This is a genomic window from Desertimonas flava, assembly GCF_003426815.1.
Taxonomy (GTDB): Bacteria; Actinomycetota; Acidimicrobiia; order Acidimicrobiales; family Ilumatobacteraceae; genus Desertimonas; species Desertimonas flava.
The window spans coordinates 195268-221876 of sequence record NZ_QKYK01000005.1 but is presented as its reverse complement, the minus strand read 5'-3'; the positions used below and the strand labels follow the sequence as shown (position 1 = coordinate 221876).

Below are 26609 nucleotides of genomic sequence, written 5' to 3'. Positions count from 1 at the left end.
CGGACCCACCGGTGTCGACCACAAGGGGGTACTCACATGTTCACGTCCACGCGCCGCGGGCGGCCAACCGCCCGCCGGCGAGCTCCAGCCGTCGCACTCGTCGCCGCGGCCCTCGCCGCCGCCGTCCCCGGAGTCGTCGCGGCCCGAACGGCCCCGAGCAGCGCCGCGCCGTCGGGTGACCCGATCGTCATCGCCGGCCTCCAGGGCGAGGTCGCCGAGGGCGGCCCCGACTTCGTCAACGGCATGCTCGTCGCCCAGGACGAGATCAACGAGGCCGGCGGCATCGCCGGACGCCCGGTCGAGGTGCGTGTCATCGAGACCGGTGGCACGCCTGAGGGCGCGGCCACGGCGTACAAAGAGGCCGCCGACGACAGCGCCGTGCTCGGCGCCTTCCTCGGCGCCAGTGGTGCCCTCGCCATCCGTGCCCAGTCCGAGACGCTCGGGCTGCCGGTGATCACCGCCAGCGGCAACGACGCCATCGACATCCCCGTCACCAAGTACGTGTTCTCCAACTCGGCGGGTCGCGAGTACGCGACGTCGGCGATCTCGTACGCCGTCAACCAGCTCGGCGCGACGCGCATCGCCGTCATCCACTACGGCACCGACTTCTCGTCGCAGATCGCCGAGGCGACCACGACGCGGTGCGAGGAGCTCGGTTGCGAGATCGTGGCGATCGAAGAGGCCGCCGCCGACGCGCCGGTCGACGCGCTGATCCCGCAGCTGACGAACATGCGCAACGCCGAGCCCGACGTGTACTACCTCGAGGGCCTCAACCCGAGCGTCTTCGCCGCCGCCCGCCAGCTGGGCATCGAGGAGCCGATCGTCAGCGAGCAGTGGCTGGCCGTGCCGGCCCTGCTCGACGCGTGCGGTGCCGACTGCGAGGGCGTCACGTTCGCCATCCACAAGTGCAACGTGCCCGAGCTGTTGCAGGAGACCGACCCGTTGCTGGAGCTCTGCGAGCAGTACCGCGAGCGGTTCATCGCCGACACCGGGTCGTGGGCCGGGTTCAGCATCTACGGGCGGGACGCCGTCTACACGTACGCAGCGGCGATCGAAGCGCTGGTGGAAGCGGGCGAGGACCTGACGAGGGACAACATCGCCGCCCAGATGGAGATGTTCGACGGCAGCCTGCTGACGACCCACGGGGCGATCGAGACGTCGCCCGAGTCGCACCGCCTGACCGGCACCTGGACCGAGGGCTACATCGACGTGATCGTCGAGATCACCGACGGTGCACCATCGCTCGCCCTGGCTCCCGACGCCGATCCGGCCGGCTCCGCTCCGTGACCAGCGGCGGGGCCGACGCCTGACCCACCCTCTCCTCAGCGATGCGGCGAGCGAGTAGATGAACCTCACCGACCTGTCCCAGTTCTTCTTCTCGGGACTGACGATCGGGTGCATCTACGCGCTCGTCGCGCTCGGCTTCGTGGTGATCGCCAACGTCACGCAGGTCTACAACTTCGCCCAGGGCGAGTACGTGATGATCGGCGCGATGATCGTCGCCGCCGGGACCGGCCGGGGCTGGAGCCTCGGCCTGCTCGTCCCCCTCGCCGCCGTGACCGTCGGCGCCGTGGCCTTGGTGCAGGAGCGGGTGACGGTCGCTCCCGTCCGCGACAAGGTGAGCCCGCTCACCATCGTGGTCGGGACGTTGGGCGTGTCCGTCGTGCTGCGTGGCCTCGCCCTGCTGATCTGGAAGGAAGATCCGCTGCGCGCCCCGGCGTTCGTCAACGGGACGTTCGGCATCCTCGGCGCCCGGCTCACCCATCAGTCGTGGATCGTGTGGGCGACCACCGCGGCCAGCCTCGTGCTCGTCACGGTGCTGTTCCGCTCGACCGCCTCGGGCCGGGCGATGCGGGCGTGTGCGATCAACCGCACGGCCCTGCGGCTGCTGGGGGTGAGGCCAGGGCCCATCGCCACCCGGGCGTTCGTGCTCAGCGGCGTGCTCGCCGGCCTGGTGGGCGCCGTCACCGTGCCCATCACGCTGGTGCGCTGGAACAGCGGCCTGTCGATCGGGCTCGTGGCGTTCATCGCCGCGGCGATCGGCCGCTTCAACAGCCCCGGCCGCACGGTGGTCGCCGGGCTCGGCCTCGGCATCGTCGAGTCGATGGCCTCGGGCCTGATCTCGTCCCAGTACCGCTCGGCCTACGTCTACGGCGTGCTCGTCGTCTACCTCCTCGGCGAGGACGCCCTCGGCCACGACGGGCTGCTCAACCGCCTGCGCCGACGCTGGGCGCCGGCATACCGCCACTCCATCGATGTCGGCGCGCGACCCGCCCTGTCGGGCACCGGCGGCAGCACCGCCGCCTCCTCCGTTGCCGCGCCGGCGCGGCGGTCGCTTGCCGGCGCGGCGGTACCGGTCGTCCTCATCGCCGCCGCCGCCCTCGTCCCGGTGCTCGTGCAGAGCTCACGCGGTCGGGACACGGCCGTGTTCGCCGTGCTCAGTGCCATCGCCGCGACCGGCCTCGTGCTCGTCATCGGCCTGGCCAACCAGATCAGCCTCGGGCAGGCGGCGTTCATGCTCATCGGCGGGTACTCGGCGGCGATCCTCACGGCGACCCACGGCTGGAACCTCGTCCTGGCCATCGCCGCCGCCGTGGTGGTGACATCCGCCGGGGCGCTCGTCGTCGGCGCCCTCACGCTGCGACTCACCGGCTTCAACCTCGCCATCGCCACCCTCGGCGTGCATCTGATCCTGCTGGTGTTCGTGCTGCAGTGGAACTTCACCGGCAAGACGCTCGGCGTGACCGGCGTTCCTCCGTTCGAGCTGTTCGGCGTCGAGCTGCGGACCTCGTTCCGCTTCTACTACGTCGCCCTGGTCGCCCTCGCCGTGTGCCTGTGGCTGGCCCGCAACCTGTGGCACTCGCAGATCGGGCGCAACCTGCGGGCCCTCGGCGCCGACGAGGAGGGGGCGCGCAGCCTCGGGATCCGCGCCTTCCGGCTCAAGCTCACCGTGTTCGTCGTCAGCGGTGCGATGGGGGGCCTGGCCGGCGCGCTGTGGGCGATGTTCGTCCGGTTCGCCGCCCCGTCCACGTGGGACGTCGGGCTGACGATCGACCTGGTGACGTACACGATCGTCGGCGGACTGCTCTCGGTCTACGGCGGCGCGGTGGGCGCGGCGGCGGTGAGTGCACTCTTGTACGTGGTCGCCGAGAGCGGCATCGGCGGCGACCGGCAACAGGAGGTCGAGCTGATCCTGTCGGGCCTGCTGCTCGTGCTGTTCGTGCTGCTCTTCCGCGACGGCCTCGTGGTGGCGGTGCGCCGCAGCGTCCAGCGCGCGGGCGACCTGCTCACCGGGGGCAGCGGCGACGCCGAGTCGCCCGTCGGCGTGGCCCCCGTCGTCGCCGCGGCCGTCGAGGCCGTGCCCGCCGCCGGCGCGCAGCGGTCGCCGGGAACGATCGTGCCGCTCGACGAGCCGGTCGTGACGGTGCGCGGCGTCAGCCGCCGGTTCGGTGCCCTGATGGCGGTCGACGACGTCGACATCGAGCTGCTACCGGGGACCGTCACGGCGCTCGTCGGCCCCAACGGCGCCGGCAAGTCGACGATGATCAACGTCATCTCGGGGGTGCTCGCGCCGACGCGTGGCGACGTGTCGATCGCCGGGCGGACCGCGCACGGACGGACGGTCGACGAGATCGCCCGCCTCGGCCTCGGGCGCACGTTCCAGACGCCCAAGACGTTCGGCGGCCTCACCGCCGTGGAGAGCGTGATGCTCGCACGGGATTCACTCAGCCCGCGTGGCGTCGTGACCGCCTCGCTGGCGCTCCCGGCCGGCCGGCGGACCGACGAGGAGTCGAGGCGATCGGCGATGGATTGCCTGGCGATGGTCGGACTCGACCACGCGGCCCACGTCGCCGTGGATGCGCTGCCGGCCGGGCACCAACGGCTCGTCGACGTCGCTCGGGCCCTCGCTCTCGAACCGCACGCCGTGCTGCTCGACGAGCCGGCCGCCGGCCTCGACCACACCGAGACGGCCGAGCTCGGCACGATCATCCGCACCGTCGCGGCCGCCGGCATCGCCGTGCTGCTGGTGGAGCACGACATGCGCCTGGTGATGAAGGTCGCCGACCGGGTGGTGGTGCTCGACCAGGGACGCAAGCTCGCCGACGGCACACCCGCCGATGTCGCCGCCGACCAGCGGGTGCTCGACGCCTATCTCGGCGCGGTCCCGGCATGACGCTCACTCGCGTCGGATGGAGGGACCGTCGATGACCGTCGTCCTGCAGGTGGCCGGGCTCGATGCCGGCTACGGCCAGGTGCCGGTGCTGCGCGACATCTCGCTGAAGGTGGACGAGGGCGAGTTCGTGGCCCTGCTCGGAGCCAATGGTGTGGGCAAGTCGACGCTGCTCAAGTCGATCGCCGGGCTCCTGCGACCGTCGGCCGGAACGATCACGCTCGAGGGCCGTGACATCACCGCCGAGCGGACCGAGACCACCGCCCGCCTCGGCGTGGGGCTGGTGCCCGAGGGCCGGCAGCTGTTCGGTCCGATGTCCGTGCTGGACAACCTGCTCCTCGGCGCGCACACGGCGCGGCGCCGGCGCCAGGACGTCGCCGCCCGGCTCGACCACGTGCTCACGCTGTTCCCCCGTCTGGCCGAGCGGCGGCGTCAACGCGCCGACTCGATGAGCGGCGGCGAGCAGCAGATGCTCGCCATCGGGCGCTGCCTCATGGCCGAGCCGCGGGTCGTGCTCCTCGACGAACCGTCCCTCGGGCTCGCCCCGCTCGTGGTGGAGAACCTGTTCCACACCGTGGCCACGCTGCGCGCCACCAGCGGCACGACGTTCGTCGTGGTCGAGCAGAACGTGTCGATGACGTTGCGCCACGCCGACCGCGCCTACGTTCTCGACCGCGGCCGGGTCGCTCTCAGCGGCACCGCCGACGAGATCGCCGCCTCCCCGGCGATCCGCGAGGCCTACCTCGGCGTGACCGCAGGAGGCATCGCCCCATGACGCAGCATCCACCGACGAGAGGACGACGACGATGACCGTCGAATCGACAGCACTCCAGGACCAGCTCGACATCATGCGCCTCCACCACCGCTACGCCTGGTGCCTCGACCACCGGGACTGGTCGGGGCTGGCCGGTTGCTTCGTCGACGACGCCGTCGTCGACTACGGCACGCTCGGCGGCGACCTGGTGGGCGCGGCGACGGTCGCCGACTTCTGCCGCAGCGTGCTCGAAGGACTCGACGCCAGCCAGCACCTCATCGGCAACACGATGGCCGACGTCGACGGCGACGAGGCGACCGCCACCTGCTACTTCCAGGCCCAGCACGTCTTCGTGAGCGACAACGGCGCCAACACCTACCTCGTCGCCGGCACCTACACCGATCAGCTGCGGCGCGTCTCCGACGGCTGGCGCATCGTGCGGCGAACGTTGACACCGATGTGGCGCGACGGCAACGCCGGCGTGTTCGCCGAAGCCGCCGCTCGCCTCGCCGCGCGCACCTGACGGTTGGTGCCGGGCCCCAACCTTCAGGTGACTACTCGGTGATGCTGTCGGCGCGGTGACGGGACAAGTCGCCGACCAGGTCGGGACGGATGCGGCGCTCGACGAACCCCCACGCCCCGTCGCGACGCTCGAAGCGGTCGGTGTAGAAGCCGGCGAAGATCGGCTGCAGGGGAAAGTCCGGCGACACGCCCTGCAGCACGGTCACATAGCAGGTTCCGGTGGCCGTCCCCGCGTCGCTGTCGCCGTCGAGCTCGAGGTTCGTCGTGAGGTGGCGCGTGTTGGGCCGCCCGCCGTCGTAGCGGATCACGTTCTGCTCGAGCCGCTGGAGGACGGCGTCGCGGCCCCGGTCGCCGCCGGAGGGATCGCCCTCCACGGCCCACACACCGTTGGCGAACAAGCCGGCGAAGCCGTCGAAATCTCCGTCGTCGATGAGCGTGCAGTAGGAGTGGACGAGACTGGTGATGGCCCGGCGGTCGGCGTCGTCGAGATGGGCGCCCATCGGTCAGTAGTTTCCCTTCACGGACCAGCCGCCGTCGACCGGATAGGTCAGGCCGGTGAGGAAGTCGGCATCGGCGGTGCAGAAGAACGTCGCCATGGCGGCGATCTCCTCGGGCTTGCCGAGACGGTTGATGATGTGGGCGCGGGCGTTGGCGGCGCGCATCTCGTCGGTGATGTCAGCGAGGATCGGCGTGTCGATCGTGCCCGGAGCGATGGCGTTGATCAGGATGTTGTCGGGTCCGTACTCGAACGCCGCCTGCTGGGTGAGGGCGATCACGCCGCCCTTGGCCGCCGAGTACGACGCCAGGTTGGGCAGGCCACGCAGGGCGGCGAGCGACGAGATGTTGACGATGCGCCCGCCCCCGTTCGCCTGCATCGTCGGGATGACCGCCCGCATGCCGAGCCACACGCCCTTGAGATCGGTGCCGACGACGTTGTCCCACGCCTCCTCGGTCAGGCCTACCACGGTGTCCGGCGACAGCATGTTCACCACGCCGGCCACGTTGGCGAGGAGATCGACCGTGCCGAACCGCTCGACCGTCGTCTCGACGAGGCGCCTCCAGTCGTCGGCGACCCGCACGTCCATCACGACGGTGATGGCGGTGCCGCCCTTCTCCTCGATCTCCTCGTGGGTGCGGCACTCCTCCTTGATGTCGGCGCACACCACGGTGGCGCCCTCCTCGGCCCACCGGAGCGCCGTCGCTCGACCGATGCCCTGATTGGCTCCGCTGACGATGCCGACCTTGCCGTCCAGACGCATGGTTCCCCCTCGATGTCTCGGCTGCGTCGAGCATCCGGCATTCGAGGCGACACCTCAACCGCGGCGTCGCGCAGCGTTGTGGTCACCTACAACTCGTCCGGGGGCCGAGCGGTCCGAAGCCTCCCGGCGGGCAGTGACCGGACGTAGAGCTCGAGTCGGCGGACCCTGAGCGCGGCGATGTCACGCAGCGTCGGCGACGGCGAGCCAGGCTGTGCGCCTGCGGAGCCGTCAGGAGCAGGTCAGGGCGGCGGTGATGACAGGGACCCAGGACTCGGCGACCGGCTGGGATGCCGGTTGCTTCAGTTCTCGCAGCACCAGACCGTCGCAGACGATGTCGAGCAACGACGGCTCCGGCATCTCGTCGCGCAGGGCCCAGTCGCTCAGGCTCCCGTGACGCACCGCGAAGAGATAGGCCGGGCGGACACGAACGGTGAACTCGGCGAGGGCTCGGGCAAGCGCCTGGGGCTGCGCGTCCCGCGTGGACGACAGCGCAGTCGCGAGAGTTTGCCGGTAGTCGTCGACGATCTCATCGTAGAGGTGGTCGGCAATGGCCGCCTTGTCGGCGAAGTGCACGTACAGTGCCGCGGGCCTGAGGCCGCATTGGGCTGCGAGCTCGCGCATCGTCAGGCCGTCTGGCCCCGCCGATCGAACGAGGCGACGGGCGTGGTCGAGAATCTCCGCTGCCTGCGGGCTGAGCGCCGAGCGTGCTCCGTCCGCCACGACGTCGATCGCTTCCTCGTTTCGGCGGCGCACCAGGAAGTCGGCGAGGCCGGCGAGCTGAAAGCGACAGCACACGTCCTCCATCAGCTTGCGCGGCAGGCCTGACTGGTACCAGATGTTGACGCAGCTGTTGTCGATGCTCATCAGGATGCGGGCAAGCGGGCGGGCGATGTCATCGGCCACGACGAACTCCTGCCGGATGATGTCGGCGACATACGACTCCCACACTGACCAACGCTGGCGGCGCTCTTCGCGGTGCTGGGCACTGTGGATGTTGGCGCGCAGCTGAATGAGGATGTCTCGCCGCTCCTCGATGAACCCGAAGTACGCCGACACCTTCCGGCGGATGCGGTCCTCGAACGTTCCGCCTTCCGACAGGGCCGGGCCGATGCGGTCGTAGACCGCCGAGAACTCACGGGCGAACAGCTCGTTGAGCAGCCCGTCGATTCCACCGAAGTAGCTGTAGGCAAGCGTCCGGCTGACCCCGGCGGCGTTCGCTGCTGACTCGATGGTGAGCGCGTCGAAGCCGTCCTCCAGGATCACCTTGGCCGCAGCGTCGAGCAGCTGCTCCCGCCGAGCCTCGGCGGGCATGCGAACACCGCGTTTCCAACCCGGCTCCAGCGCCTCACCGCCCTTCACGTCGCTCACGGTAGCGACCGGCGAACAAGCGCTACGGCCGACGGTCGTCGAAGAGCTCGGTGGGGAAGTCGTCGTTCTTCGACAGGCTCCACCGCGGCGCTCGACGCTCCTTGAACGAGTTCACACCCTCGGGTGCGTCGGCGTGCTGGCCGGCCCAGCGGAACAGCTTCGATTCCAGTTCCTGGCAGGCCGCGCGATCGGTCTCCTCGAGGAACCTGCGGCCCACCAACTTGGTGATCGCCGCCGAAACCGGTGCGACGTTCTCGGCGATGTCACGGGCGATCTCCAAGGCCGTGTCGAGCACGTCCCCGGCCGGCACCGATCGCGAGACGAGCCCGAGTCGGAACGCCTCGGCGCCGGAGAAGATCCGCCCCGTGAGCAACAGGTCCATCGCCGGGGCGTACCCGATCTGCCGCGGCAGGCTCCACAGGAGGTCAGCGTCAGGGATGACGCCACGGCGATTGAAGACGAAGCCGAGCTTGGCGTCGTCTGCTGCCACCCGGATGTCTGCTCGCATCGCCATCGTGATGCCGGCGCCCACCGCCGCACCGTTGATCGCGGCGATGACAGGTGTGCGGATCTCCGCCGCGCCGCGGCGGGAGTCCGGGTACCGCTCGTCGATCGCCTCCCTCCTCAGCGATCCGTCGAAGGTCTGGCCGGCCGGGAGGAGCCCAGCGCCGGCGCAGAACGCCCGGCCGGCGCCCGTGAGGACGATGGCTCGGACGTCGTCGTCGCGATCCATGCGGTTGAAGGCGTCGTTCATCTCGGCCGACATCAGCCAGTCCCACGCGTTGAGCCGGTCGGGACGGTTGAGTGTGACGATTCCGATCGGGCCATCGACGATGGCGTCGATCGCCTCGTACGCCGGGAGGACGGTTGCGGTGGAGGGCATGGCTGTGCCTTTCGTGTCGGTCGACCGTGGGGTCGACGTGGGGTCAGATGGCGAGCAGGTCGGCGAGGTGGGCGAGCTGGTGCTCGCTCTCTCCGAAATACATCAGGGAGGTCTTGGCGCGCTTGAAGTAGAGGTGAGCGTCGTGCTCCCAGGTGAAGCCGATGCCGCCGTGGATCTGGATCGCGTCGGCGGCGGCTCTGAAGTACGCCTCACCGGCGGCGAACTTGGCGACGGTCGAGACGACGGGGAGTTCCGCTGGATTGTGATCGGCCGCCCATGCGCCGTAACGGGCGGCTGCTCGGGCGCCCTCGATCGCCACGAACGCCTCGGCACATCTGTGCTTGACGGCCTGGAACGACCCGATGGGGCGTCCGAACTGGCGACGTTGATGGCCGTAGGCGACGCTCATGTCGAGACACGCCTGTGCACCGCCCACCATCTCATTGGCGAGCAGCACGGCCGCGACATCGAACGCCTCCGCGATGATCGTGTCGCCGGTCCCCGTCGTGCCGATGGGAGTCGCCTGGGCATCGGTGAACGTGATGTCCGCAGCGCGACGGGTGCCGTCGAGTGTGCGCCTGGGGCGGCGCCCGACGCCCGGAGCGTCGGCATCGACCGCCACGACGCTCGGTCCGTCATCGGTGCTCACGGTGACGAGGAGCAGGTCGGCCACGTCGCCGCCGAGCACCAGGTGCTTCTCGCCGTCGATGCGCCACCCGTCCCCGTCGCCGCGACCGGTGGTCACGACAGGGCGCGGATCCCAGCCGCGTCCGGGCTCGGTCCAGGCAAGGGCGGCGATGGTCGTACCGCTGGCGATGCCCTGCAGGTAGGTTCCGACGGACTCGTCGTCGCTCGCCAGCAGAACCGGGAGAGCGAGCCCGAGCGTGGCGAACAACGGCTCGGGCACGACCGTGCGGCCGGTCTCGTCGAACACGATCGCCAGCTCCTGCCAGCCGGCTCCGGAGCCGCCGAAGCGGTCGGGGACGGCGAGGCCGATCACCCCGAGGTCGTCGGCCAGGCGCCTCCACGTGGTGCGATCGAACGCCGCCCCGTCGGTCGCGGCCCGGCTGTGGGCGAGGCCGAGGTGGTCGTCGACGAACCGCCGGAGGCTGCTGCGGAGCTCGTCGTGTTCTGTCGTCGGCGCGAGGCTCACGGCTGGGGCTCCTTCAGGTCGGCCGGCGCTGGATCGCGGGGCATGCCGAGCACCCGCTCGGCGAGGATGTTCCGCTGGATCTCGGCCGTGCCTCCCCAGATGGTGTGGCTGCGGGTGACCAGGAACGTCTCTTGCCACTCGTCGAGCCGATAGTCGTCCTCGACGTAGAAGGCCTCCGGCCCGACGATGTCGAGAGCGAACTCGGCCATGCGCCGCTGATACTCCGACCAGCGGATCTTGGCACTCGATCCGTTGCCCAGGTTCGCAGCCGGCCGACCCGCGGCGAGGGCGGCGAGCAGCTCGAGGCCTGTGTACCGGATCACCTCGATGTTGGCGAACGCCCACGCCAGCTGATTCCGTACGACCGGGTCGTCGGTGCGTCCCCGCTTGCGGGCGAGCTCCACGAGGTGGTCCCACTCACGGGCGAACGCGACGTGTTGGGTGGTTGCCGATCCGCCGCGCTCGCTGCCCAGCGTGGTCATCGCGACGCGCCAGCCGTCGTGCAGCCCGCCGATGACGTCGTCGAGCGACGCACGACAGTCGTCGAAGAAGGTCTCGGCGAACGAGGCCACACCGGTGATCCGGGTGATCGGGCTGAAGCGGATGCCGTTCGGCTGGCCATCGCGCTCGATCGGCACGAGGACGTACGAGATGCCGCGGTGCTTCGGAGCGGCGGGGTCCGTGCGGCAGAGCACGAAGATCCAGTTGGACTGGTAGTAGCCCGATGTCCAGACCTTCTGGCCGTTGATCACCAGCTCGTCGCCGTCGACCACGCCGGTTGTGCGGAGGCTGGCGAGATCGGAGCCGGCGTCGGGCTCGGAGAAACCCTGGCAGAACACGTGGTCGCCGCTGATGATCGGTGGGAGGATCCGGCGCTTCTGCTCGTCGGTGGCATGGTTGATGACTGCCGGGCCGACAAGGCTCTCGCCCATGCCCCTGGTGAGCCTGGGGACCCCGGCGCGGCCGAACTCCTCGTTCATCACGGCGACCTCGATGCCGCTCAATCCGCGGCCGCCATACTCGGTGGGCCAGGCGACGCACATGTACCCGGCGTCGGCCATCCGTGCCGCCCAGTCAGCGAGACGCCGCGTCAGCTCTGGCGAGGGATCCCGCGGCACGAGAATCCCTCGCAGGTCCTCGGGGGCGTTCTCGTCGAGCCAGTCGCGGATCTCGTGGCGGAAGGCGTCGGCCTGGGCCGTGTACTCGATGGGCGAGGTGCCCGCGGCAGCCGATGTCATCGTCGATCCTCTACGAGTTGGGGGTTGGGGGTCGGGGGCGGCGCGCCGACCGGGACGTCGGCGACCGTGCCGAGGGCGCGCAGCTCGTCGAACCGCTCAGGGGAGATGCCGAGACGGCCGACGAGGATGTCGCGGTTGTGTTCGCCGAACGTCGGCGCCGCCCGCCGGTGGTGGGCCCGCCAGCGACGTCCACGGAAATGCACGTCGCTGTACGAGCGGCGCCCCACCCGAGGATGGTCGAGTGTCACGATCATCCCGGCGATGTGCATCGCTTCGTCGTTGGCGACGTCGCCGCCGCTCAGCACCGGCGCTGCGGGGATTCCTTGCGCCTGCAGTTCGATGGCGGCGGTGGATTTGTCCCGGGTCGCCGTCCACGCCGCGAGGGCGGCGCGGATCGCTTCGGGATCGGTGAAGGCGGGGGCGGATTGGTCGAGCAGGCCGGCGAGCGCCTCGGCGTGCTCGGCGCCGACGGCGATCGCCACCCACTGGTCGTTCCCAAGACACGGGAAGGCGTCGTGCACGAGCCAACCCCGTGCGTGGTTGCCCATCGGCTCGAAGGTGGATCCGGTCGCCAACTGTTCGAGGACGAACTCGCCGATCCAGTTTGCGGCGGCCTCCACTTGGGCCACTTCGATCCGGCAGCCGCGTCCGGTGCGGTGCCGGTAGGCCAGCGCCGTCAGGACAGCGGCCACTCCGTGCAGTCCGCCGGTCGGGTCCATGAACGCCGGTCCGGTGAGCACCGGAGTCTCGGCGTCGTACCCCATCAACGCCGTGATGCCTGCCGCCGGCTCCATCGTCTTGCCCATCCCCTGATGAGCCGAGAGCGGACCCCCTGGGCCGAACGCCGGCATCTCCACCACCGACAACCTCGGGTTGATCGCGTTGAGCCGGTCGAATCCGGCGCCCAGCCGGTCGAGGACCCCGGGTGTGAAGTTCGCCAGGACGATGTCGGCCTGTGCGGCGAGATCGCCGAGCACGTCGGCGCCACCGGGTCGCTTCAGATCCAGGGCCAGCGAGCCCTTGTCGATGTTCTGCGAGCAGAACAGCAATGACCGGTCGTAGGACGGCGATCCCGTCTCGAACTCCGGATAGAAGTGCGGCGCCCCGCCCTGCAGGGGGCCGCGCCACGAGTCCAGATGACTCGGAGCCTCGACCTTGATGACCTCGGCGCCCAGCGCCGCGAGACACCGGCCGGCAAACGGCCCCGCCCACGCCGTCGTGAACTCGAGCACGGTCACGCCCTCCAACGGCAGCGAACCTGCGGCCACGGTCTCGCCCGCCCCAGCGGGCATGTCACTGCGATCGGTTGCCGAGCCGGTGATCAGGACGTCGTCGCCGTGCTCGCCGAGCCGGGGCGCGGCGCGGCGAGCGCCGGTGGCGACGCCCGTGATCTGGAACGGCCGGGCCACGGCCTGCTGTCTCGGTCGGTCGCCCGCAACGTCCACATCGACGAGCACCGACCGGTTCCGCCACTGATCGCTGCCGACAAGCGCAGCGAGCGAGGTCACCGTCTCGGCGCTGATCCTCGATGCCTGGAGGGCGGCGACGAGATCGTCGGCCCTCCACGCCGCCGCCGAACGACCGAGCTCGGCGACGATCTCGTCCCAGCGCGCCAGCCGGTCGGCCTGAGTCGCGAACCGCTCGTCGGTGGCCAGGTCGTCACGGCCGAGCACCCGGCACAGCGGCTCCCAGTTCCGGATCGCGAACAACACCATCCACGCGTCGGCGCAGCGAAGCATGGCGAGGAAGCCTGGGTATCTCGCGCGCGTCTCGCTGGTGCCGTTGAAGCTGTGCTGGCTGACGAGGTTCTGGCCCATCGCCGCCAGCGCCTCGTAGCGCGTGACGTCGATCCGGTCGCCGATGCCGTCGCGGCGTCGCAGGACCAGGGCAGCGAGCACCGAGATGTATGCCGTCGTGCCGGCGGCGTACCCCGCCCGTTCGCCGACCCCGTAGATGGGTTCCCGGCCAGCGGTGCCGGTCGCGTTCATCACCCCGCTCAACGCCTGGTGGATCATCTCGGTGCCGATCCACGATTCGTAGGGGCCGGCGGGGAAGTCGCGCGCCACACACTCGATTGCCGACGGGCGCAGCGGCGGAAGGTCGGTTCGGCCGTCGTGGATCACCACGTCGGCCGCGGCGATCAGCTCAGCGAGACGCGATCGGCCCACCGTCTGTGACTCGTCCACCACGATCGACGCCTTGTTCTGGTTGAGGTGTTCGAACAGGAACGAGTGGCCGACTCCGCGCCGCTCGTCGATCTGGCCCCGAACGCGCATCGAGCATCCACCCGGGGGCTCGACGAGCGCCACCTCCGACCCGTTCAGGGCGAGCAACCGCCCGCAGTACTGGCCGGCGACGCTGTCGCTGAGGTCGACCACGACGAGGTCGCACAGCGGGGTGACGGTCATGACGGCTCCTTGGGGGCGCTCATCCGATCCCGCAGAGCGTCGCCGCAGCGGTACACCGACAGCACGATGAGGCCGAGGAGCACGCCGGCGGGAAGGATCTGCCACGGGTTGACGAGGATCTCTCCATAGGCGTCGGCGAGATCGCTACCCCAGCTAGGGGTCGGGCGCTGCGGGCCGAGACCCAAGAACGCGAGGGCGCCCTGGATCACGAACGCCAGCCCGGTGTAGATGGTGATCTGGATGACGACCGGGCCGAGTGCCAGCGGCAGCACGTGCCGCACGAGCACCGTACCGGTGCGAACACCGGACAGACGGGCGCTCAGCACGAACTCGCGGTTGCGCAGGGCGAGCACTCCGGTGCGCGTGAGCTGCGCGGTGTTCGGCGAGAGCACGAGGCCTACCGAGATCATCGAGGTGACGAGACCGACGCCCAGCGACCCGGTGATCGCCACGGCGAGCACGAGCGTCGGAAACGCCAGTAGCACGTCGGCGACCCGCATCAGGATCGTGCCGGTGCGGCGAGGCCAGAACCCGGCGATCGTGCCCCAGGGGATGCCGAGGATCACGGCGACCGAAATGGCGATGGCCACGCCGCCGAACGCGTTGCGACCGCCCCAGATCAAGCGGCTCACCACGTCTCGCCCGAATCGGTCGGTGCCCAAGATGTGACTCCAGGAGGGACCGGCGTTACGCAGGCCGAGGTTCTGGGCGATCGGGTCGTGCGGCGCGACGAGGGGGGCGAAGATCGCCGCGAGCAGGGCGACGGCGAGGAAGGCGATCGCCACGGTCAGGCCGACGGGCCGCCGTCGGCGCGCCGGACGCGGTTCGGCGATCGTGTCGACAGGCATCGAGATCGCGGTCATGTCAGCGGCTCCTCGTCGCTGGGTCGAGGATGCCGACGACGACGTCGATGATCAGGTTCAGGACCAGCGCGATCAGCACGTAGATCAGGACGATCCCCTGGATGAGCGTGTAGTCGCGCACGGCGATGCCGTTGACCAGGGCGCTGCCCATGCCGGGCAGCACGAAGATCTTCTCGATGATCAGCGTCGAACCGAGCAGGCCGAGGGCGAGGAGGGCGAACACGTTGAGCACCGTCGGCATCGCCGAGCGGAACGCGTAGCGCCACACGATCGTCCGCTCGGGCAACCCCATCGCCCGCGCGGTACGAGTGTGGTCGCTGGCCAACGCGTCGCCCATCGCCGCGCCCACCTGGCGGATCACGATCGCCGACGCACCGAGCACCTTGGGGATCACCGGCAGGATGAGATGGCGAAGGTTCTCGAGCGGTGACTCCGTCAGCCGCGGCGCGCCGAGGCGAGGAAGCCACGCCAGGCCACCGGCGAAGAGATTGATCAGCACCAGGGCGAGGAAGAAGTCGGGCACCGCCAGGCCGAACCCCGAGGCGCTGCGGATGGCGGTCGCCGTCCGGCTGTGGCGCCGCCGGGCGACGAACACACCGACGGGCAGGGCGAACACGAGGGTGCCGATGAGCGCGAGCACCACCAGTTCGGCCGTGATCGGTAGTCCCTGGCCGATCAGCTTGTTCACCGACTGACCTGTCTGGAACGAGTCACCGAGATCGCCGCGGATGACCCGCCCGAGCCACGAGAAGTACTGCACGGCGAGCGGGCGGTCGAGTCCGAGTTGCTTCTCGACGACGGCGATCGCCTCCGGAGTCGCGTCCTCGCCGAGCCGGGCGTGGGCGGGACCACCGGGGATGATCTTCACCAGCAGGAACGTCAGGAAGGTGGCGCCGACGGCCGTCGGAACGAAGAGCAGGACGCGCCGGGCGATGAAGCGGAGCAACGGCGCCCCGGTCCGTCGGCGCGTCGCCGCCGTCTCCGTCTCGGGCGCGGCGGCCGCGGAACCCGAAGGCTCCGCGGCCACACCAGCCGTCGGCGTCGTGGCCAGCATCAGCCGGCGATGCCCAGCGAGTTGTAGTCGGCCTCACCGTTGAGGGCGAACGCCGCCTCGGCTCCGACCACGTTGTCGCTCCAGGCGAGGTTGATCGGGCTGAAGTACAACGGAACGATCGGCAGCTGCTCCTGGTACACCTCGTTCGCCGCACGGATCGCCTCGACGATGTCGGCTTGTTCATAGGCGGCGTTGAGTTGCTCGAGCACCTCATCGCCTCCCTCCACCGGCACGTTCCCTGCGTTGCCGGCCGAGCTCGTGGCCAGCAGCCGGCGGTAGATCGTCAGCCAGTCGGGCCCCGAGTTCATCCCCGTCGAGAAGATGTCGTACTCGTGGTCGTCGTAGAAGCTCTTCGTCGCGTCGGGCAGCGCCTTGGCCTCGAACGTGACCGTGATGCCGACGGCAGCAAGCTGCTCGGAGATGATCACGCCGTTGTCGACGAACGTGCCGCCGTCGAGCGACACTCCGCGCAGCTCGAGCCCATCGGCGTATCCGGCATCGGCGAGGAGTTCACGAGCCTTGTCGGGGTCGAACGGGTAGCGCTCGTCCATGTCGTCGAAGTGGAACGGGTGGCCCGGCGGGTACGGCTGGACCGAGATGGCGTCGGACAGGCCGTTGGTGACGACGTCGGCAAGCGTGGCCCGGTCGATCGCGTAGCTGATGGCCTGGCGCACCCGGACGTCGTCCATCGGGGGGCGTGTCCGGTCGATGTTGAGGTCGGTGACCGAGACGCCGGCGGTGACGAACACCTCGACGTCCGACGACGATTGCAGCGAGGCGATTGCCGTCGAGTCGAGGCGGTAGCCGAAGTCGGCCTGTCCGCCCGTCAGGGCGGCCACCTGGGCAGACGGGTCGGTGATGATCGACACCTGGATGCTGGCCACTGCGGCAGGCCGTGGCCCGGCGTCCTGGTAGCCGTCCCAACGGGCGAGTTCGATCGAGCTGCCGGGGACGAAGTTGACGAAGCGGTACGGCCCGGCGCCGACCGGCTGCGATCCGAACGCCGATCCAGCGGCCTCACGGGCACGGGGTGAGGCGATCATCCCGAGGCGTGACCCCAGCAGGTCGGGCAGGCCGCTCGTCGGCGCGTCGAGCGTGAACACGACCTGGTCGCCGTCTGCGGTGATGGCCGACAGGCCCGGCACGTTCTGGTTACCCAGCTCGATGCACTGGTTGAGGCTCTCCACGACGGTGTCGGCGTTCACCGGCGTGTCATCCTGAAACGTCAGTCCGTCGCGAAGTGTGAGGCGCAGCTCGAGCTTGTCGTCCGACCACGCCCAGTCGGTGGCGATGCCGGGGGACAGCTCACCCGTCTGCTGGTTGGATCGGATCAGTGGTGCGTAGATCGCTCCCATGTACGACAGCTCCGAACCGTTGAGCGTTCCGCACGGGTCGAACTGGTTCGGGGTCGACCCGGCGACGATGCGCAGCGTGGCGTCCGGATCCAGGTCGACGCTCGTCGAGTCCGGGGGTTCTGTCGTCGACGGAGCGTTGCCGGCGGCCGCTCCGTGCGCGGTGACGAGCGTGGCTGCGGCGACGAGCCACGACAGGCGCGCCGCCGATCTGGTCCGTCGAGCGGAGCGGGGTCGATGGTCGGACGATCGGTTCACGGTGACTCCTTGTGCGTTGCAGTGACGAGGACGGGGACGGGTGTGCCGGCGAGTTCGTCGGCGAAGTGGCAGGCGACCGAGTGGTCGGCGGCGCCGCCCGGGCGCAGTTCGGGTGTCTCCTCCGCACAGCGCTGCTGGGCGTGGACACAGCGCGTCCGGAAGCGGCAGCCCGATGGTGGATTGCGGGCGTCGGGGATCTCGCCGGCGGCGAGGAGGCGTTGCTCGCCGGCGCGAGTCCGCCCGACCCGAGGGATCGAGTCGATCAGCAACTTCGTGTATGGGTGCTGCGGTTCGGCGAGCACCGTGCGGGTGTCGCCGACCTCGACCAGGCTGCCGAGGTACATCACCCCGACCCGGTCGGCGAGTCGTGAGATCGACGACATGTCGTGCGAGATGAACACATAGGTGTGCCCGTGCTCACGCTGCAGATCGGCGAGGAGCCTGAGCACACCGGCCTGGAGCGACACGTCGAGCGCAGCGACCGGCTCGTCGCACATGATGAGCGGCGTGCCAGCGGCAACTGCTCGGGCGATGGTGACGCGCTGGCGTTGACCGCCCGACAGCTGTGCCGGACGTCGGTCGGCGAACTCGCCGCCGATCCCGACGTCGGCGAGCAGCGCGCACGCCCGCTCGCGCAGATCTGCCGTGACCCGGCGGCGGCGCCCGGCGAGTGGTTCGGCGACGATCTTCCAGATCGGCATCCGGGGGTTCATCGCCAGCATCGGATCCTGGAAGATCATCTGCACACGACCGTCCCGGCCAGCGGTAGAGGGGGCGGGCTCCGGTGCCCGCTCGCCGCCGCCGATGAGGACGCGGCCGGCAGCTGTCGGGATCAGTCCGGCGATGGCGAGCGCCAGCGTCGATTTGCCCGACCCCGACTCGCCGATGATGCCGAGCGTCGAGCCGGCCTCGACGCGGAGGTCGACGCCGTCGACTGCGGTGACCGAGTCGCGGCCGGTGCCGTACCGCACGACAAGGCCGTCGACGACGAGTGCGGGGTTCACGAGAGCACCCCCCCGAGCTCCAGCTCACCGTCGCGCCGGCAGCGCGTGCGTGAGCCGTCGATGGTGACGGTCATCGGGATGTCGTCGCCGCAGGCCGGTTCGGCGTGCGGGCACCGGGGCGAGAATCGGCACCCGGCCGGCGGTCGGGCCGGGTTGGCCGGAGAGCCACCGATCCCCTCATGCTCGTCCAGGCCACCGACGTCGATGGTCGATGCCTTGAGCAGCGCCCATGGATATGGATGGTGTGGTCGCCGCAACAGACCGTCGACCGAGTCGTCGTCGACGACCTGTCCGCAGTACATCGTGACGATGCGGGAACACACCTCACTGACAAGCCCGAGGTTGTGGCTGATCAACAGCACCGAGATGCCGAGCTCGTCGGCCATGCGCCGGAGCAGGGCGACGATCTGGGCCTGGATGGTGACGTCGAGCGCCGTCGTCGGCTCGTCGGCGATGAGGAGCTCCGGTTCACAGATCAGCGCCATGGCGATCATCACGCGCTGGCACATTCCTCCCGACAGTTCGAAGGTGTACGAGGACAGGGCCCGCCGCGGGTTGGGGAGACCGACGGCACCGAGGAGATCCTCGGCGCGCCGTCGAGCCGCCGGTTTCGAGATGTCGCGATGGGCCCGCAGCACGTCGACCAGTTGCTTGCCGATCGGTCGCGACGGGTGCAGCGAGGCCCGCGGCTCCTGGAAGATCATGCTGACGCGGCTGCCTCGCACCTGCCGGAGTTGTCGGGGGTCCGCGCCGAGCAACTCCATCCCGTTCAGGCGGATGGAGCCGACCGTGCTGGCCTTGTCCGGGAGGAGGCCGAGCACGCTCAATCCGGTCAACGTCTTGCCGGAGCCGGACTCGCCGACGAGGCCGACGATCTCGCCAGTACCGACGGAGAACGAGACACCGGCGAGCAGCTGCGTGCCCGCGATCCCGATGCACAGGTCATCAATCTCCAGCAGCGAGCTCGTCTGCGTAACGTTGTTCCGGATCTGCTCCGATGACGTGGACAGCACGTGGTTCAACCCCCAGGAACCTTGAGAACATCGTTACTCTTGCAGACGGGCTCGGGATCGTCAATACCGATTGTGCTGGAGATACCGTATCCAGAGTCAACGGCCTGGTCTGGACGTGCGTCCAGGAGAGCGATCGATGAGAAAGTGAACTGACGTCCAGCTCGCGGACGACTCGGCTCACGCGGGCCGAAAGGGATCGCGGACTCGTCGTGCGGGCACGCAGAGGTCACCCAACCCGGAGGACCGCATCGACGCCGACAGGAGAGCGCTCTCCGCGGAGCGAGGCGTCAGGAGCGGCTGCCCGTGAGGTGGGCCTGGGCGGCCAGCGTGACGGAGCCGGCGAGGGTGAGTCCGGCGACGTTGATGGCGAGCTGTGCGAGTGCGCCGCCGACCTCCGACCAGGCGCCGTACGCCAGGGCCAGGCCGGCGTTGCCGAGGGCCGGGATGGTGGTGACGGAGACCAGCACACCGATCAGCGCGCCGCTCCGGGCCTCGGTGATCGCCAGCATGCCGATGATGCCGGCGATCAGCGCCACGACGAGGGCGAGGGCGTCGGGGTGGGCGATGAACCCCGTGAGCTCGCGCTCGGTGAGGTCGTAGGAGTCGGGACCGATGCCCAGCAGACGCAGCAGTCCCATCACCGCCAGCGTGCACACCACGGCAGCGGCAAAACCGGCGACGGCGGTGACCGCAGACGAGGCGAGCAACTTCGTGCGGCGACGTACGACCCCGACGCAGATCCCGGCGAGCGGCCCGTAGTCGGGCCCGACGACCATCGCTCCGATCACGAGGATGGCCGAGTCGAGCATGATGCCGATGCCGGCGATGACGGCGGCCGCCGCCATGAACACCACGTACGAAACGCTGAGTGCCGAGTCGTTGCGCACTCGGCTCTCCACCGACTCCCAGATCATGGCGTCGGCGGCCTCCCCTGGGGACTTGGCCTCGGCCGCCGCCGCAGCGTCGGAGATCGCGGTGTCGACGCCGACGACGGTGATCGCCCCGCGTCGGTGAATGTCACGGTCCTGGAGCCACTCGATGACGTCGTTGCCTGCTTCGCGGACGACGTCGCACAGCACGACGAGGCCGTCGGGCTTGGTGGAGGTGCCGGCGTCGGTGGCGAGGTGCACGACTCCGGGATGCTCCCCCAGCCGATCGACGACCTCCTCCCAGCAGTCACGCGGCACGACGAGGCGCAGGTGCAGCACGGGCGCAGCCTGTCACGCCGCCGGGCGACGATGGTGTAATTGGGCGTGCGCGCCAGCGCCGATTCGTGGAGAATCGGCGTCGATGGCCGACGGCGGCACGCTCCACGTCTCGGTCCTCGGCCCCATCGCCGTACGCGACGGGTCGGGGCGCGACCTCACGCCTGCCGGCGCGCTCCAGCGTCGGCTGCTCGCCCTGTTGATCCTCCGCTGCGGCGACGTCGTCCCCGCCGACGTCGCCATCGACACGCTGTGGCCCTCGGCCCCGCCTCGAGATGCCGCGGCGGCCCTGCAGAACCACCTCTTCCGGCTCCGCCGCGCTCTGCCCGACGGCGTCATCCGATCGGTCGGGGCCGGCTACCTCGTCGACCCCACCCGCGTCGAGGTCGACGCCGATCGGCTCGAGGCCGCCCTCGACCAACTCGCCACGCACGCGGCGAGAAGCGAGCTGGCGGCGACGCTGGGTCGTTGGCAGGGGCGGTCGTTCCCCGAGCTCGAGGAGACCGACGCCGGAGTTGAGACCGCGACACGATTCGCCGAGCTGCACGCCCGCGCGCGAGAGGCACTTGCCGCAGCCCGACTCGCGGCCGGCGAGCTCGACGGGCTGGTCAGCGACCTCACGGCGCTGGCGAGCGACGAACCGCTGCGCGAACGCCCACGCGAGTTGCTCATGCGCACGCTCGCCGCCTCGGGTCGGGGCGCCGAGGCGCTGCGCGTCTACGACGACTTCCGCCGGCTACTCGGCGACGAGCTGGGCATCGAGCCGTCGCCGCTGCTCGCCGAGCTGCATCGCGAGCTGCTCGGGGCCCCGCGGCGACCGACCGGCGGTGCGGCCCGAGCCCGCCGACTGCCCACGCCCGTGTCTGCCCTCCTAGGACGGGACGATCTGCTCGACGATCTGCAACAGCTGGCCGACTCGACGCGGGCGATCACACTCGTCGGTCCGGGCGGCGTGGGCAAGACCCGGCTGCTGATCGCTCTCGGGCACCGCCTCGCCGCAGCTCGACCCGAGCGAGCCGTCGTGCTGTGCGAGCTCACCCAGGCCAACGTGGACACGGTCGACGACGTCGTGGCGTCGGCGATGGGCATCGATGGCCGGCCCGGCGTCTCGCCGCTCGATCGGGTCGTCGACGTGGTCCACGAGACCGAGGTCGTGATGCTGCTCGACAACTGCGAGCACGTGCTCGAGCCCTCGGCGACCCTGGTCGAGCGGCTTCTCATCTCCTGTCCCAACGTCCGCCTGGTCATGACGAGCCGCGAGCGGCTGCGGGTGCCGGGCGAGCATGTCCGTGTCGTCCCGACGCTCCTCGACGGCGGTGCCGAGGCGGCCGTGGACCTGTTCGTCGAGCGGGCTCGTGCGGTCCAGCCGGCCTTCTCCGGCTCCGACGACGAACGGGCCCGGGTTGCCCGGATCGTCCGCCGCCTCGACGGCCTGCCGCTCGCCATCGAACTCGCCGCGGCGCGGCTGCACGCTCTCGATCTGGACGAGGTGGCCGCCGGGCTCGACCGCCCGCTGGCCCTGCTGTCGGGCGGGTCTCGCACCTCGCCGCGCCACTCGTCGCTGAACGCGGTCGTCGAGTGGTCCTACGGGCAGCTCGATACCGAGCTGCAAGACGTCTTCGCCGCGCTGTCGGTGTTCGCTCGGCCGTTCTCCGTCGCCGACGCGGCCGCCGTGTTTGACCTCGACCAGGCGCGGGCGACCGACGCCTTGGCGCAGCTCGTCGAGCGCTCGCTGGTGCTGCGCACGCCATCTCGCAACTTCGCCCTGCTCGAGACCCTCCGGGCGTTCGGTGCCGAGCAACTCGTCGCGTCCGAGCGTCAACAGCGCGTCGCCGAGCGGCACGCCCGCTGGATGGTGAATTGGGCCGAGGACGCCGAGCGGCGGCTGCACGAACCGGGTCAACCGGTGATGGACGAGGTCGACGACGCCGTTCCCGAACTGCGCGCAGCCATCGGGTGGCTGCTCGACAATCACCTGACGGTGCACGCCGGGCGCCTCGTCGCCGCCCTCGTCAACTGGGCCCTGCTCCGGCTCCGGCCCGACGTCATGGGCTGGGCGACTCGCGTGATCGCCGCCGACCCCGACGATCGCAGCCCGGTCGCCTCCCAGGTGTGGACGGCGGCCGCCTACCACGCCTGGATGGCGGGTGACATGCGCGGCTCGGCGGAAAGGAGCCGGCGGGCGATCGAACTGGCCGAGCGCGAGCCGGCCGGACTGACCCAGCCGGTCGTCACGATGCGCGGCAACCTCGACCTCTTCGCCGGCCGGCTCGACGAAGCCGCCCGCTGGTACGAGCGGGCGATGGAGGTCTCCGGCGAGGACGACGCGCAGCGCCTGATCGCCGGCGGTGCGCTGCTGCTGGCCCTCGGCTACGCCGGCGATCAGAGTGCCGAACGGGTCTCCGAGTCGCTGCTCGGCGAGATCGATGGCGTCGAGACGGCACCCGCCGCCTATCTGTGGCACTGTGCCGGCGAGGCGGCGATGCCGGTCGACGCCGACCTGGCCAAGGCCCGCTTCCGCCGAGCGGTGGAGATCGCCGAGCGGACCAACGCTTCGTTCGTCCGCGGCTTCGCCGGCGCCTCGCTCGCCTCGATGGAGGCGCGTGACGGTGATGCCCGTGTCGCGGCGGCCGCCTACCGCTGGCTCATCCCGCACTGGCAGCGCTCAGGGCTGCGGTCGACGCAGTGGACCGTGCTGCGATCGGTCGTCGGTCTGCTCGACCGGCTCGGACACCCGCGGGAGGCTGCGCTGCTCGAGGGAGCCGTCCGCTCCACTGCCGACGGCCACCAGATCTTCGGCGCCGACGAAGTGGCGCTGCAGGAAGTGGGCGCCCGTCTCCGGGCGACACTCGGCGACGAGGAGTACGAGGCCGCCCGACGCGAAGGCGGCGAGCTCGACGGCCACGGCGCCGCCGAGCTCGCGCTCCGCTGCCTGTAGCTCGGCGCCGTAACGGATGGTGCCTGGCACCATCCGTTACCGACTCACCAGCGGGGCTGCTCGCGGAGGACGCCGAGGATGCCCTGGCCGATCATCTCGTGGGCGTAGGCATCGTTGCCCGGATGGAAGCCGCCACAGCGGACGTCCCGGTACAGGCGCTCCAGCTCGCTGCCGCGGAACATACCGCCGCCACCGCTGACGTCGAGGGCGATGTCGACGACGCGCTTGGCGGCCTCGACCGCCCGCCACTTCATCGAGAACACCTTCAGCGCCCACGCTTCGCCGTGATCGACGCCCGCCACCCAGTCGTCGACGAACTGCTGCAGCGTGGCGCTCGCCGCATCGAGCTCGAGGTACATCTCGGCCACCTGGTGTTGCACGAACGGGTTGTAGGCGTACGCCCCCCGCTCGATCGCCACGGACTGCTTGCGCCGGGCCCCGTCGGCCGCCAACTCGAGCGCGCGATCGGCGATCCCGAGGTAGACGGCGCCGATCAGCGACAGCGGCCACATCGTCATGGCGATGAGGAACGGGTCCTCGCCGACTCCGGCCGGCGCCACGCAGCCGATGCGATCGTCGGCCACGAACACGCCGTCGAGGATGGTGTCGTGGCTCTGCGTGGGACGCATGCCGAGCGTGTCCCACGTCTCCACGACGGAGACGCCCGGGCTCGTGCGCTCGACGAAGGCGTGGACGATCTGCGGTCCGCCCGGCGCGTCGGGGTCGATGGCGTGGGCGCCGAGCCACCGCCACGCAGGGCCGTTCGACCCGAACTGCTTGCGTCCGGTCAGCCGGTAGCCGCCCTCGACGCGCTCGGCGCGGCAGGTCGACATCAGCACCGGCACGTCGTTGCCCGTCTCGGCGTGCCCGGCGGCGAACACGTCGCCCGCAAGCGCCGACTCGAACATCCAACGCAGCGAGGAATCCCCCCACTGCTCCAGTTGGGCGGCGATGCCGATCCAGTAGGTGTGCATGGTCATCGCCAGGGCCGTGGCCGGGGCGTAGCGGGCGAGGCGACGCTGGCTGGCCGCCATCTCGGCGAGGGTCAGCCCGCCGCCGCCCAGCTCGGCGGGCACGACCGCAGCGAGGTAGCCGACCTCGCGGAGCTCGGCGAGGTCCTCGTGGAAGTACTGGTTGGCGGCATCGAGATCGGCCGCCCGGGAACGGAAGCGCTCGAGCATCTCCTCGGACAGCTCGATGCGAGGACGGTTGGATGTGGTGGTCATGGTCATGGCGGCCACGATCGACCCCACCGCTCTCATCGCACTTTCATCGGCTCTCACGCGGGGCGAGCTGATGAGAGCCGGTGAGAGCGACATGGGAGCGGGGCCGACGACCATCGCCGGCATGACGTATCTCACCCACCCACGTGAACTGGGCACCATCCTCGCCGTCTGGGCCCACCCCGACGACGAGACCTATCTCGCCGGCGGCGTGATGGCGGCCGCCCGTCAAGCCGGCCAGCGCGTCGTGTGCGTCTCGCTCACCGCCGGGGAGCTCGGCACCGACGATCCCGTCCACTGGCCGCCGGGCCGGCTCGGCGAGGTCCGGCGCTGGGAAGCCGCCGCCGCGATGGGTGCCCTCGGCGTGGCCGAGCATCAGGTGCTCGGCTTCCCCGACGGCGGCCTGAGCCGGCACGACGAGATGGCGATGCGGCGGATCGGCTCGCTGATCGACATGGTCGACCCGGACACGATCCTCACGTTCGGTCCCGACGGTGTGACGTTCCATCCCGACCACATCGCCGTCCACCATCTGGTGACGACGGCATGGCAGCGGCGGGCGTGCGCCGCCCGGCTGATGTACACGGCGACGCCGGCCGCATTCCTCGATCGCTATCGCGACCGCCTCGAGTCGTGGGGCATGTACATGACCGACGAACGGCCCGAGGCCGTCGCCGAGACCGACCTCGACGTGCACCTGCGGCTCGACGGCGCGGCGCTCGATCGGAAGATGGCCGCGCTCAGGGCGATGGCCACGCAGACGGCCGGCGTCGTCGATGCCATCGGCCTCGACGTCTACCGGGACTTCGTCTCCGAGGAGGCGTTCGTCGACGCACCGCGGCCGGCTTCGTTCGCCGAACTGGCGACGATGTGGTTCTCGGCGTCGTGAGCCGCACCGGTCGCTGTCACCGTGAGGGTGGTCGTTGCTTGCGGAACGAGTTCTTCCTCGCGATCCGGCCGTCGCGGACCGTGAGGAAGTCGCACCCGAGGACGTCGAGCCTCGAGCCGTCGTCCCGCGTGCCGGTGAGCCGCCACTCCGACACGCCGTAGTCGTCGGCGAGCACGGAGTGGCGACCGCCACCCCAGTGCGCGTCGGGCATCGAGGCGAGCACGCTTGCGAACGCCGAGCGCACGGCGTCGCGGCCCTCGAACCGCTCGCCGTGCACATCGGGTCCGCCGGATGCGTCGAACACGCAGTCGTCGGTGAAGAGCCTCATCAGGCGGTCGAGGTCGTGGGCGTTCCACGCCTCGGTGTGCTCGATGAGCAACTGCTGCAGATCGTCGCGCTCCACGTCAGACCTCCCGGCGAACGAACCCGCCGCGATCGTAGGCCCGTCCCGCCACCACCATCACCGACCGGCCCTTTTGTCCGCGCCACGGTCCGCTGCGGACCAGTGTGCGGACCGAATGAGCGAGCGTCGCCTACGCCTCGCACGCGCCGTCAGTGCCGTCGTCGTGGAGCCACGGCGAGTCGGGATCGAGGGCGAGTGAAAGGCTCTGCACGCGTTCGCCGTCGGTGAGCATGAGGTCGAGCATCCGTCGCCCGGCGTGCTCGTGGGCCGCCTTGAGCCGGCCGAAGGCGATGACGTCGTCGGAGCACGGCTCCTGCTCGAGCACGAGCGGGCGGATGACGACGTGGAGCACGGACTCGCTGCCTCGCGGCCGGGCGCGGCGCCGGGGGACCATCAACCGGCCCGCCCCTGGCACGAGGGGATCGATGACGATGCGCTGGATCCGGCCGGCGTCGTCGACGATGACGATCACCTCGTCGGATGCCCCGACGGCCTCGGGAAGATCGAAGGCGAACATCGCCGCGTCGGCGATGCTGCAGATCGTGGGCAGCTCGTCGCCTGGGCTGCGGCGATCGCGGCGAACCGGGCGGTGGTGACGATGGGACACGGGAGACCTCCCTGGTTGAGGTCGCGGCAGGGCGCGACGTCGAA

Annotated in this window: 22 protein-coding genes; 6 read left to right on the top strand and 16 right to left on the bottom strand. The window is 70.4% G+C overall.

Translation table 11 applies throughout. The annotated features are described in order from the left end of the window. The first annotated feature begins 36 nt into the window (after positions 1–36). Genes DN771_RS08930 through DN771_RS08915 form a run of 4 tightly spaced genes read left to right on the top strand, consistent with a single transcriptional unit; the run spans position 37 to position 5448 of the window. Positions 37–1287, top strand: coding sequence for an ABC transporter substrate-binding protein (locus tag DN771_RS08930; protein ID WP_116997014.1), 1251 nt, complete (start codon positions 37–39; stop codon positions 1285–1287). Between the two features lie 58 nt (positions 1288–1345). Then, positions 1346–4174: a branched-chain amino acid ABC transporter permease/ATP-binding protein gene (locus DN771_RS08925; RefSeq protein WP_116997013.1), complete on the top strand. Its 2829-nt coding sequence runs from the start codon at positions 1346–1348 to the stop codon at positions 4172–4174. 31 nt (positions 4175–4205) lie between these two features. Next, entirely contained in the window at positions 4206–4946 is a 741-nt protein-coding gene (locus DN771_RS08920) for an ABC transporter ATP-binding protein (RefSeq protein WP_116997045.1), read from the top strand. A gap of 31 nt (positions 4947–4977) precedes the next feature. Beyond that, positions 4978–5448: a nuclear transport factor 2 family protein gene (locus DN771_RS08915; RefSeq protein ID WP_116997012.1), complete on the top strand. Its 471-nt coding sequence runs from the start codon at positions 4978–4980 to the stop codon at positions 5446–5448. Between the two features lie 31 nt (positions 5449–5479). Here the strand turns inward: DN771_RS08915 and DN771_RS08910 are convergent, their stop codons facing one another. From DN771_RS08910 to DN771_RS08850, 13 genes are all read right to left on the bottom strand, one after another. After that, a complete protein-coding gene (locus tag DN771_RS08910) occupies positions 5480–5947 on the bottom strand; it encodes a nuclear transport factor 2 family protein (RefSeq protein WP_116997011.1) in 468 nt (155 codons plus the stop codon). 3 nt (positions 5948–5950) lie between these two features. Next, complete coding sequence (locus DN771_RS08905; protein WP_116997010.1) at positions 5951–6706, bottom strand: SDR family NAD(P)-dependent oxidoreductase; 756 nt, start codon at positions 6704–6706, stop codon at positions 5951–5953. Positions 6707–6934: 228 nt separating this feature from the next. Then, positions 6935–8017, bottom strand: coding sequence for a TetR/AcrR family transcriptional regulator (locus DN771_RS08900; RefSeq protein ID WP_162941727.1), 1083 nt, complete (start codon positions 8015–8017; stop codon positions 6935–6937). A 79-nt stretch (positions 8018–8096) separates the two neighbouring features. Beyond that, on the bottom strand, positions 8097–8957 hold the full coding sequence (locus DN771_RS08895; RefSeq protein ID WP_116997008.1) for an enoyl-CoA hydratase-related protein: 861 nt from the start codon (positions 8955–8957) through the stop codon (positions 8097–8099). 43 nt (positions 8958–9000) lie between these two features. Next, the gene (locus tag DN771_RS08890) at positions 9001–10110 is read right to left on the bottom strand and encodes an acyl-CoA dehydrogenase family protein (RefSeq protein ID WP_116997007.1); all 1110 of its coding nucleotides are present in this window, start codon (positions 10108–10110) and stop codon (positions 9001–9003) included. Continuing rightward, positions 10107–11348: an acyl-CoA dehydrogenase family protein gene (locus DN771_RS08885; protein ID WP_116997006.1), complete on the bottom strand. Its 1242-nt coding sequence runs from the start codon at positions 11346–11348 to the stop codon at positions 10107–10109. The genes DN771_RS08890 and DN771_RS08885 overlap by 4 nt, the downstream gene beginning before the upstream one ends. Then, entirely contained in the window at positions 11345–13756 is a 2412-nt protein-coding gene (locus DN771_RS08880; RefSeq protein ID WP_116997005.1) for a CaiB/BaiF CoA-transferase family protein, read from the bottom strand. The genes DN771_RS08885 and DN771_RS08880 overlap by 4 nt, the downstream gene beginning before the upstream one ends. Further along, entirely contained in the window at positions 13753–14619 is an 867-nt protein-coding gene (locus DN771_RS08875) for an ABC transporter permease (protein WP_116997004.1), read from the bottom strand. The genes DN771_RS08880 and DN771_RS08875 overlap by 4 nt, the downstream gene beginning before the upstream one ends. A gap of 1 nt (position 14620) precedes the next feature. Beyond that, positions 14621–15673: an ABC transporter permease gene (locus tag DN771_RS08870; protein WP_116997003.1), complete on the bottom strand. Its 1053-nt coding sequence runs from the start codon at positions 15671–15673 to the stop codon at positions 14621–14623. Continuing rightward, on the bottom strand, positions 15673–17283 hold the full coding sequence (locus DN771_RS08865) for an ABC transporter substrate-binding protein (protein WP_116997002.1): 1611 nt from the start codon (positions 17281–17283) through the stop codon (positions 15673–15675). The genes DN771_RS08870 and DN771_RS08865 overlap by 1 nt, the downstream gene beginning before the upstream one ends. Further along, a complete protein-coding gene (locus DN771_RS08860; RefSeq protein WP_116997001.1) occupies positions 17280–18287 on the bottom strand; it encodes an ABC transporter ATP-binding protein in 1008 nt (335 codons plus the stop codon). Before DN771_RS08860 ends, DN771_RS08865 begins: the two co-directional genes overlap by 4 nt. Then, positions 18284–19300 (bottom strand): ABC transporter ATP-binding protein, encoded by a 1017-nt coding sequence (locus DN771_RS08855; protein ID WP_227462295.1) that lies wholly within the window; start codon positions 19298–19300, stop codon positions 18284–18286. Before DN771_RS08855 ends, DN771_RS08860 begins: the two co-directional genes overlap by 4 nt. A 287-nt stretch (positions 19301–19587) precedes the next feature. Then, positions 19588–20508, bottom strand: coding sequence for a DUF389 domain-containing protein (locus DN771_RS08850; RefSeq protein WP_116996999.1), 921 nt, complete (start codon positions 20506–20508; stop codon positions 19588–19590). A gap of 82 nt (positions 20509–20590) precedes the next feature. Between DN771_RS08850 and DN771_RS08845 the strand changes: the two genes are divergently transcribed. After that, complete coding sequence (locus DN771_RS08845; RefSeq protein ID WP_116996998.1) at positions 20591–23443, top strand: ATP-binding protein; 2853 nt, start codon at positions 20591–20593, stop codon at positions 23441–23443. Positions 23444–23487: 44 nt separating this feature from the next. On the opposite strand, the gene DN771_RS08840 is transcribed toward DN771_RS08845, so the two are convergent. Further along, on the bottom strand, positions 23488–24675 hold the full coding sequence (locus DN771_RS08840; RefSeq protein ID WP_205528491.1) for an acyl-CoA dehydrogenase family protein: 1188 nt from the start codon (positions 24673–24675) through the stop codon (positions 23488–23490). Between DN771_RS08840 and DN771_RS08835 the strand changes: the two genes are divergently transcribed. Then, complete coding sequence (locus DN771_RS08835) at positions 24674–25555, top strand: PIG-L deacetylase family protein (protein WP_205528490.1); 882 nt, start codon at positions 24674–24676, stop codon at positions 25553–25555. The genes DN771_RS08840 and DN771_RS08835 overlap by 2 nt on opposite strands. 16 nt (positions 25556–25571) lie before the next feature. On the opposite strand, the gene DN771_RS08830 is transcribed toward DN771_RS08835, so the two are convergent. After that, complete coding sequence (locus DN771_RS08830) at positions 25572–25958, bottom strand: nuclear transport factor 2 family protein (RefSeq protein WP_116996996.1); 387 nt, start codon at positions 25956–25958, stop codon at positions 25572–25574. Positions 25959–26088: 130 nt separating this feature from the next. After that, on the bottom strand, positions 26089–26565 hold the full coding sequence (locus tag DN771_RS08825) for a hypothetical protein (protein WP_116996995.1): 477 nt from the start codon (positions 26563–26565) through the stop codon (positions 26089–26091). Between the last annotated feature and the right edge of the window lie 44 nt (positions 26566–26609).

Bases quoted from the DNA above. Each gene is read 5' to 3' on its own strand.
- DN771_RS08930 (WP_116997014.1), top strand. From the start codon at position 37: ATGTTCACGTCCACGCGCCGCGGGCGGCCAACCGCCCGCCGGCGAGCT.
- DN771_RS08925 (WP_116997013.1), top strand. From the start codon at position 1,346: ATGAACCTCACCGACCTGTCCCAGTTCTTCTTCTCGGGACTGACGATC.
- DN771_RS08920 (WP_116997045.1), top strand. From the start codon at position 4,206: ATGACCGTCGTCCTGCAGGTGGCCGGGCTCGATGCCGGCTACGGCCAG.
- DN771_RS08915 (WP_116997012.1), top strand. From the start codon at position 4,978: ATGACCGTCGAATCGACAGCACTCCAGGACCAGCTCGACATCATGCGC.
- DN771_RS08910 (WP_116997011.1), bottom strand. From the start codon at position 5,947: ATGGGCGCCCATCTCGACGACGCCGACCGCCGGGCCATCACCAGTCTC.
- DN771_RS08905 (WP_116997010.1), bottom strand. From the start codon at position 6,706: ATGCGTCTGGACGGCAAGGTCGGCATCGTCAGCGGAGCCAATCAGGGC.
- DN771_RS08900 (WP_162941727.1), bottom strand. From the start codon at position 8,017: ATGCCCGCCGAGGCTCGGCGGGAGCAGCTGCTCGACGCTGCGGCCAAG.
- DN771_RS08895 (WP_116997008.1), bottom strand. From the start codon at position 8,957: ATGCCCTCCACCGCAACCGTCCTCCCGGCGTACGAGGCGATCGACGCC.
- DN771_RS08885 (WP_116997006.1), bottom strand. From the start codon at position 11,348: ATGACATCGGCTGCCGCGGGCACCTCGCCCATCGAGTACACGGCCCAG.
- DN771_RS08880 (WP_116997005.1), bottom strand. From the start codon at position 13,756: ATGACCGTCACCCCGCTGTGCGACCTCGTCGTGGTCGACCTCAGCGAC.
- DN771_RS08875 (WP_116997004.1), bottom strand. From the start codon at position 14,619: ATGACCGCGATCTCGATGCCTGTCGACACGATCGCCGAACCGCGTCCG.
- DN771_RS08870 (WP_116997003.1), bottom strand. From the start codon at position 15,673: ATGCTGGCCACGACGCCGACGGCTGGTGTGGCCGCGGAGCCTTCGGGT.
- DN771_RS08845 (WP_116996998.1), top strand. From the start codon at position 20,591: ATGGCCGACGGCGGCACGCTCCACGTCTCGGTCCTCGGCCCCATCGCC.
- DN771_RS08835 (WP_205528490.1), top strand. From the start codon at position 24,674: ATGGCGGCCACGATCGACCCCACCGCTCTCATCGCACTTTCATCGGCT.
- DN771_RS08840 (WP_205528491.1), bottom strand. From the start codon at position 24,675: ATGACCATGACCACCACATCCAACCGTCCTCGCATCGAGCTGTCCGAG.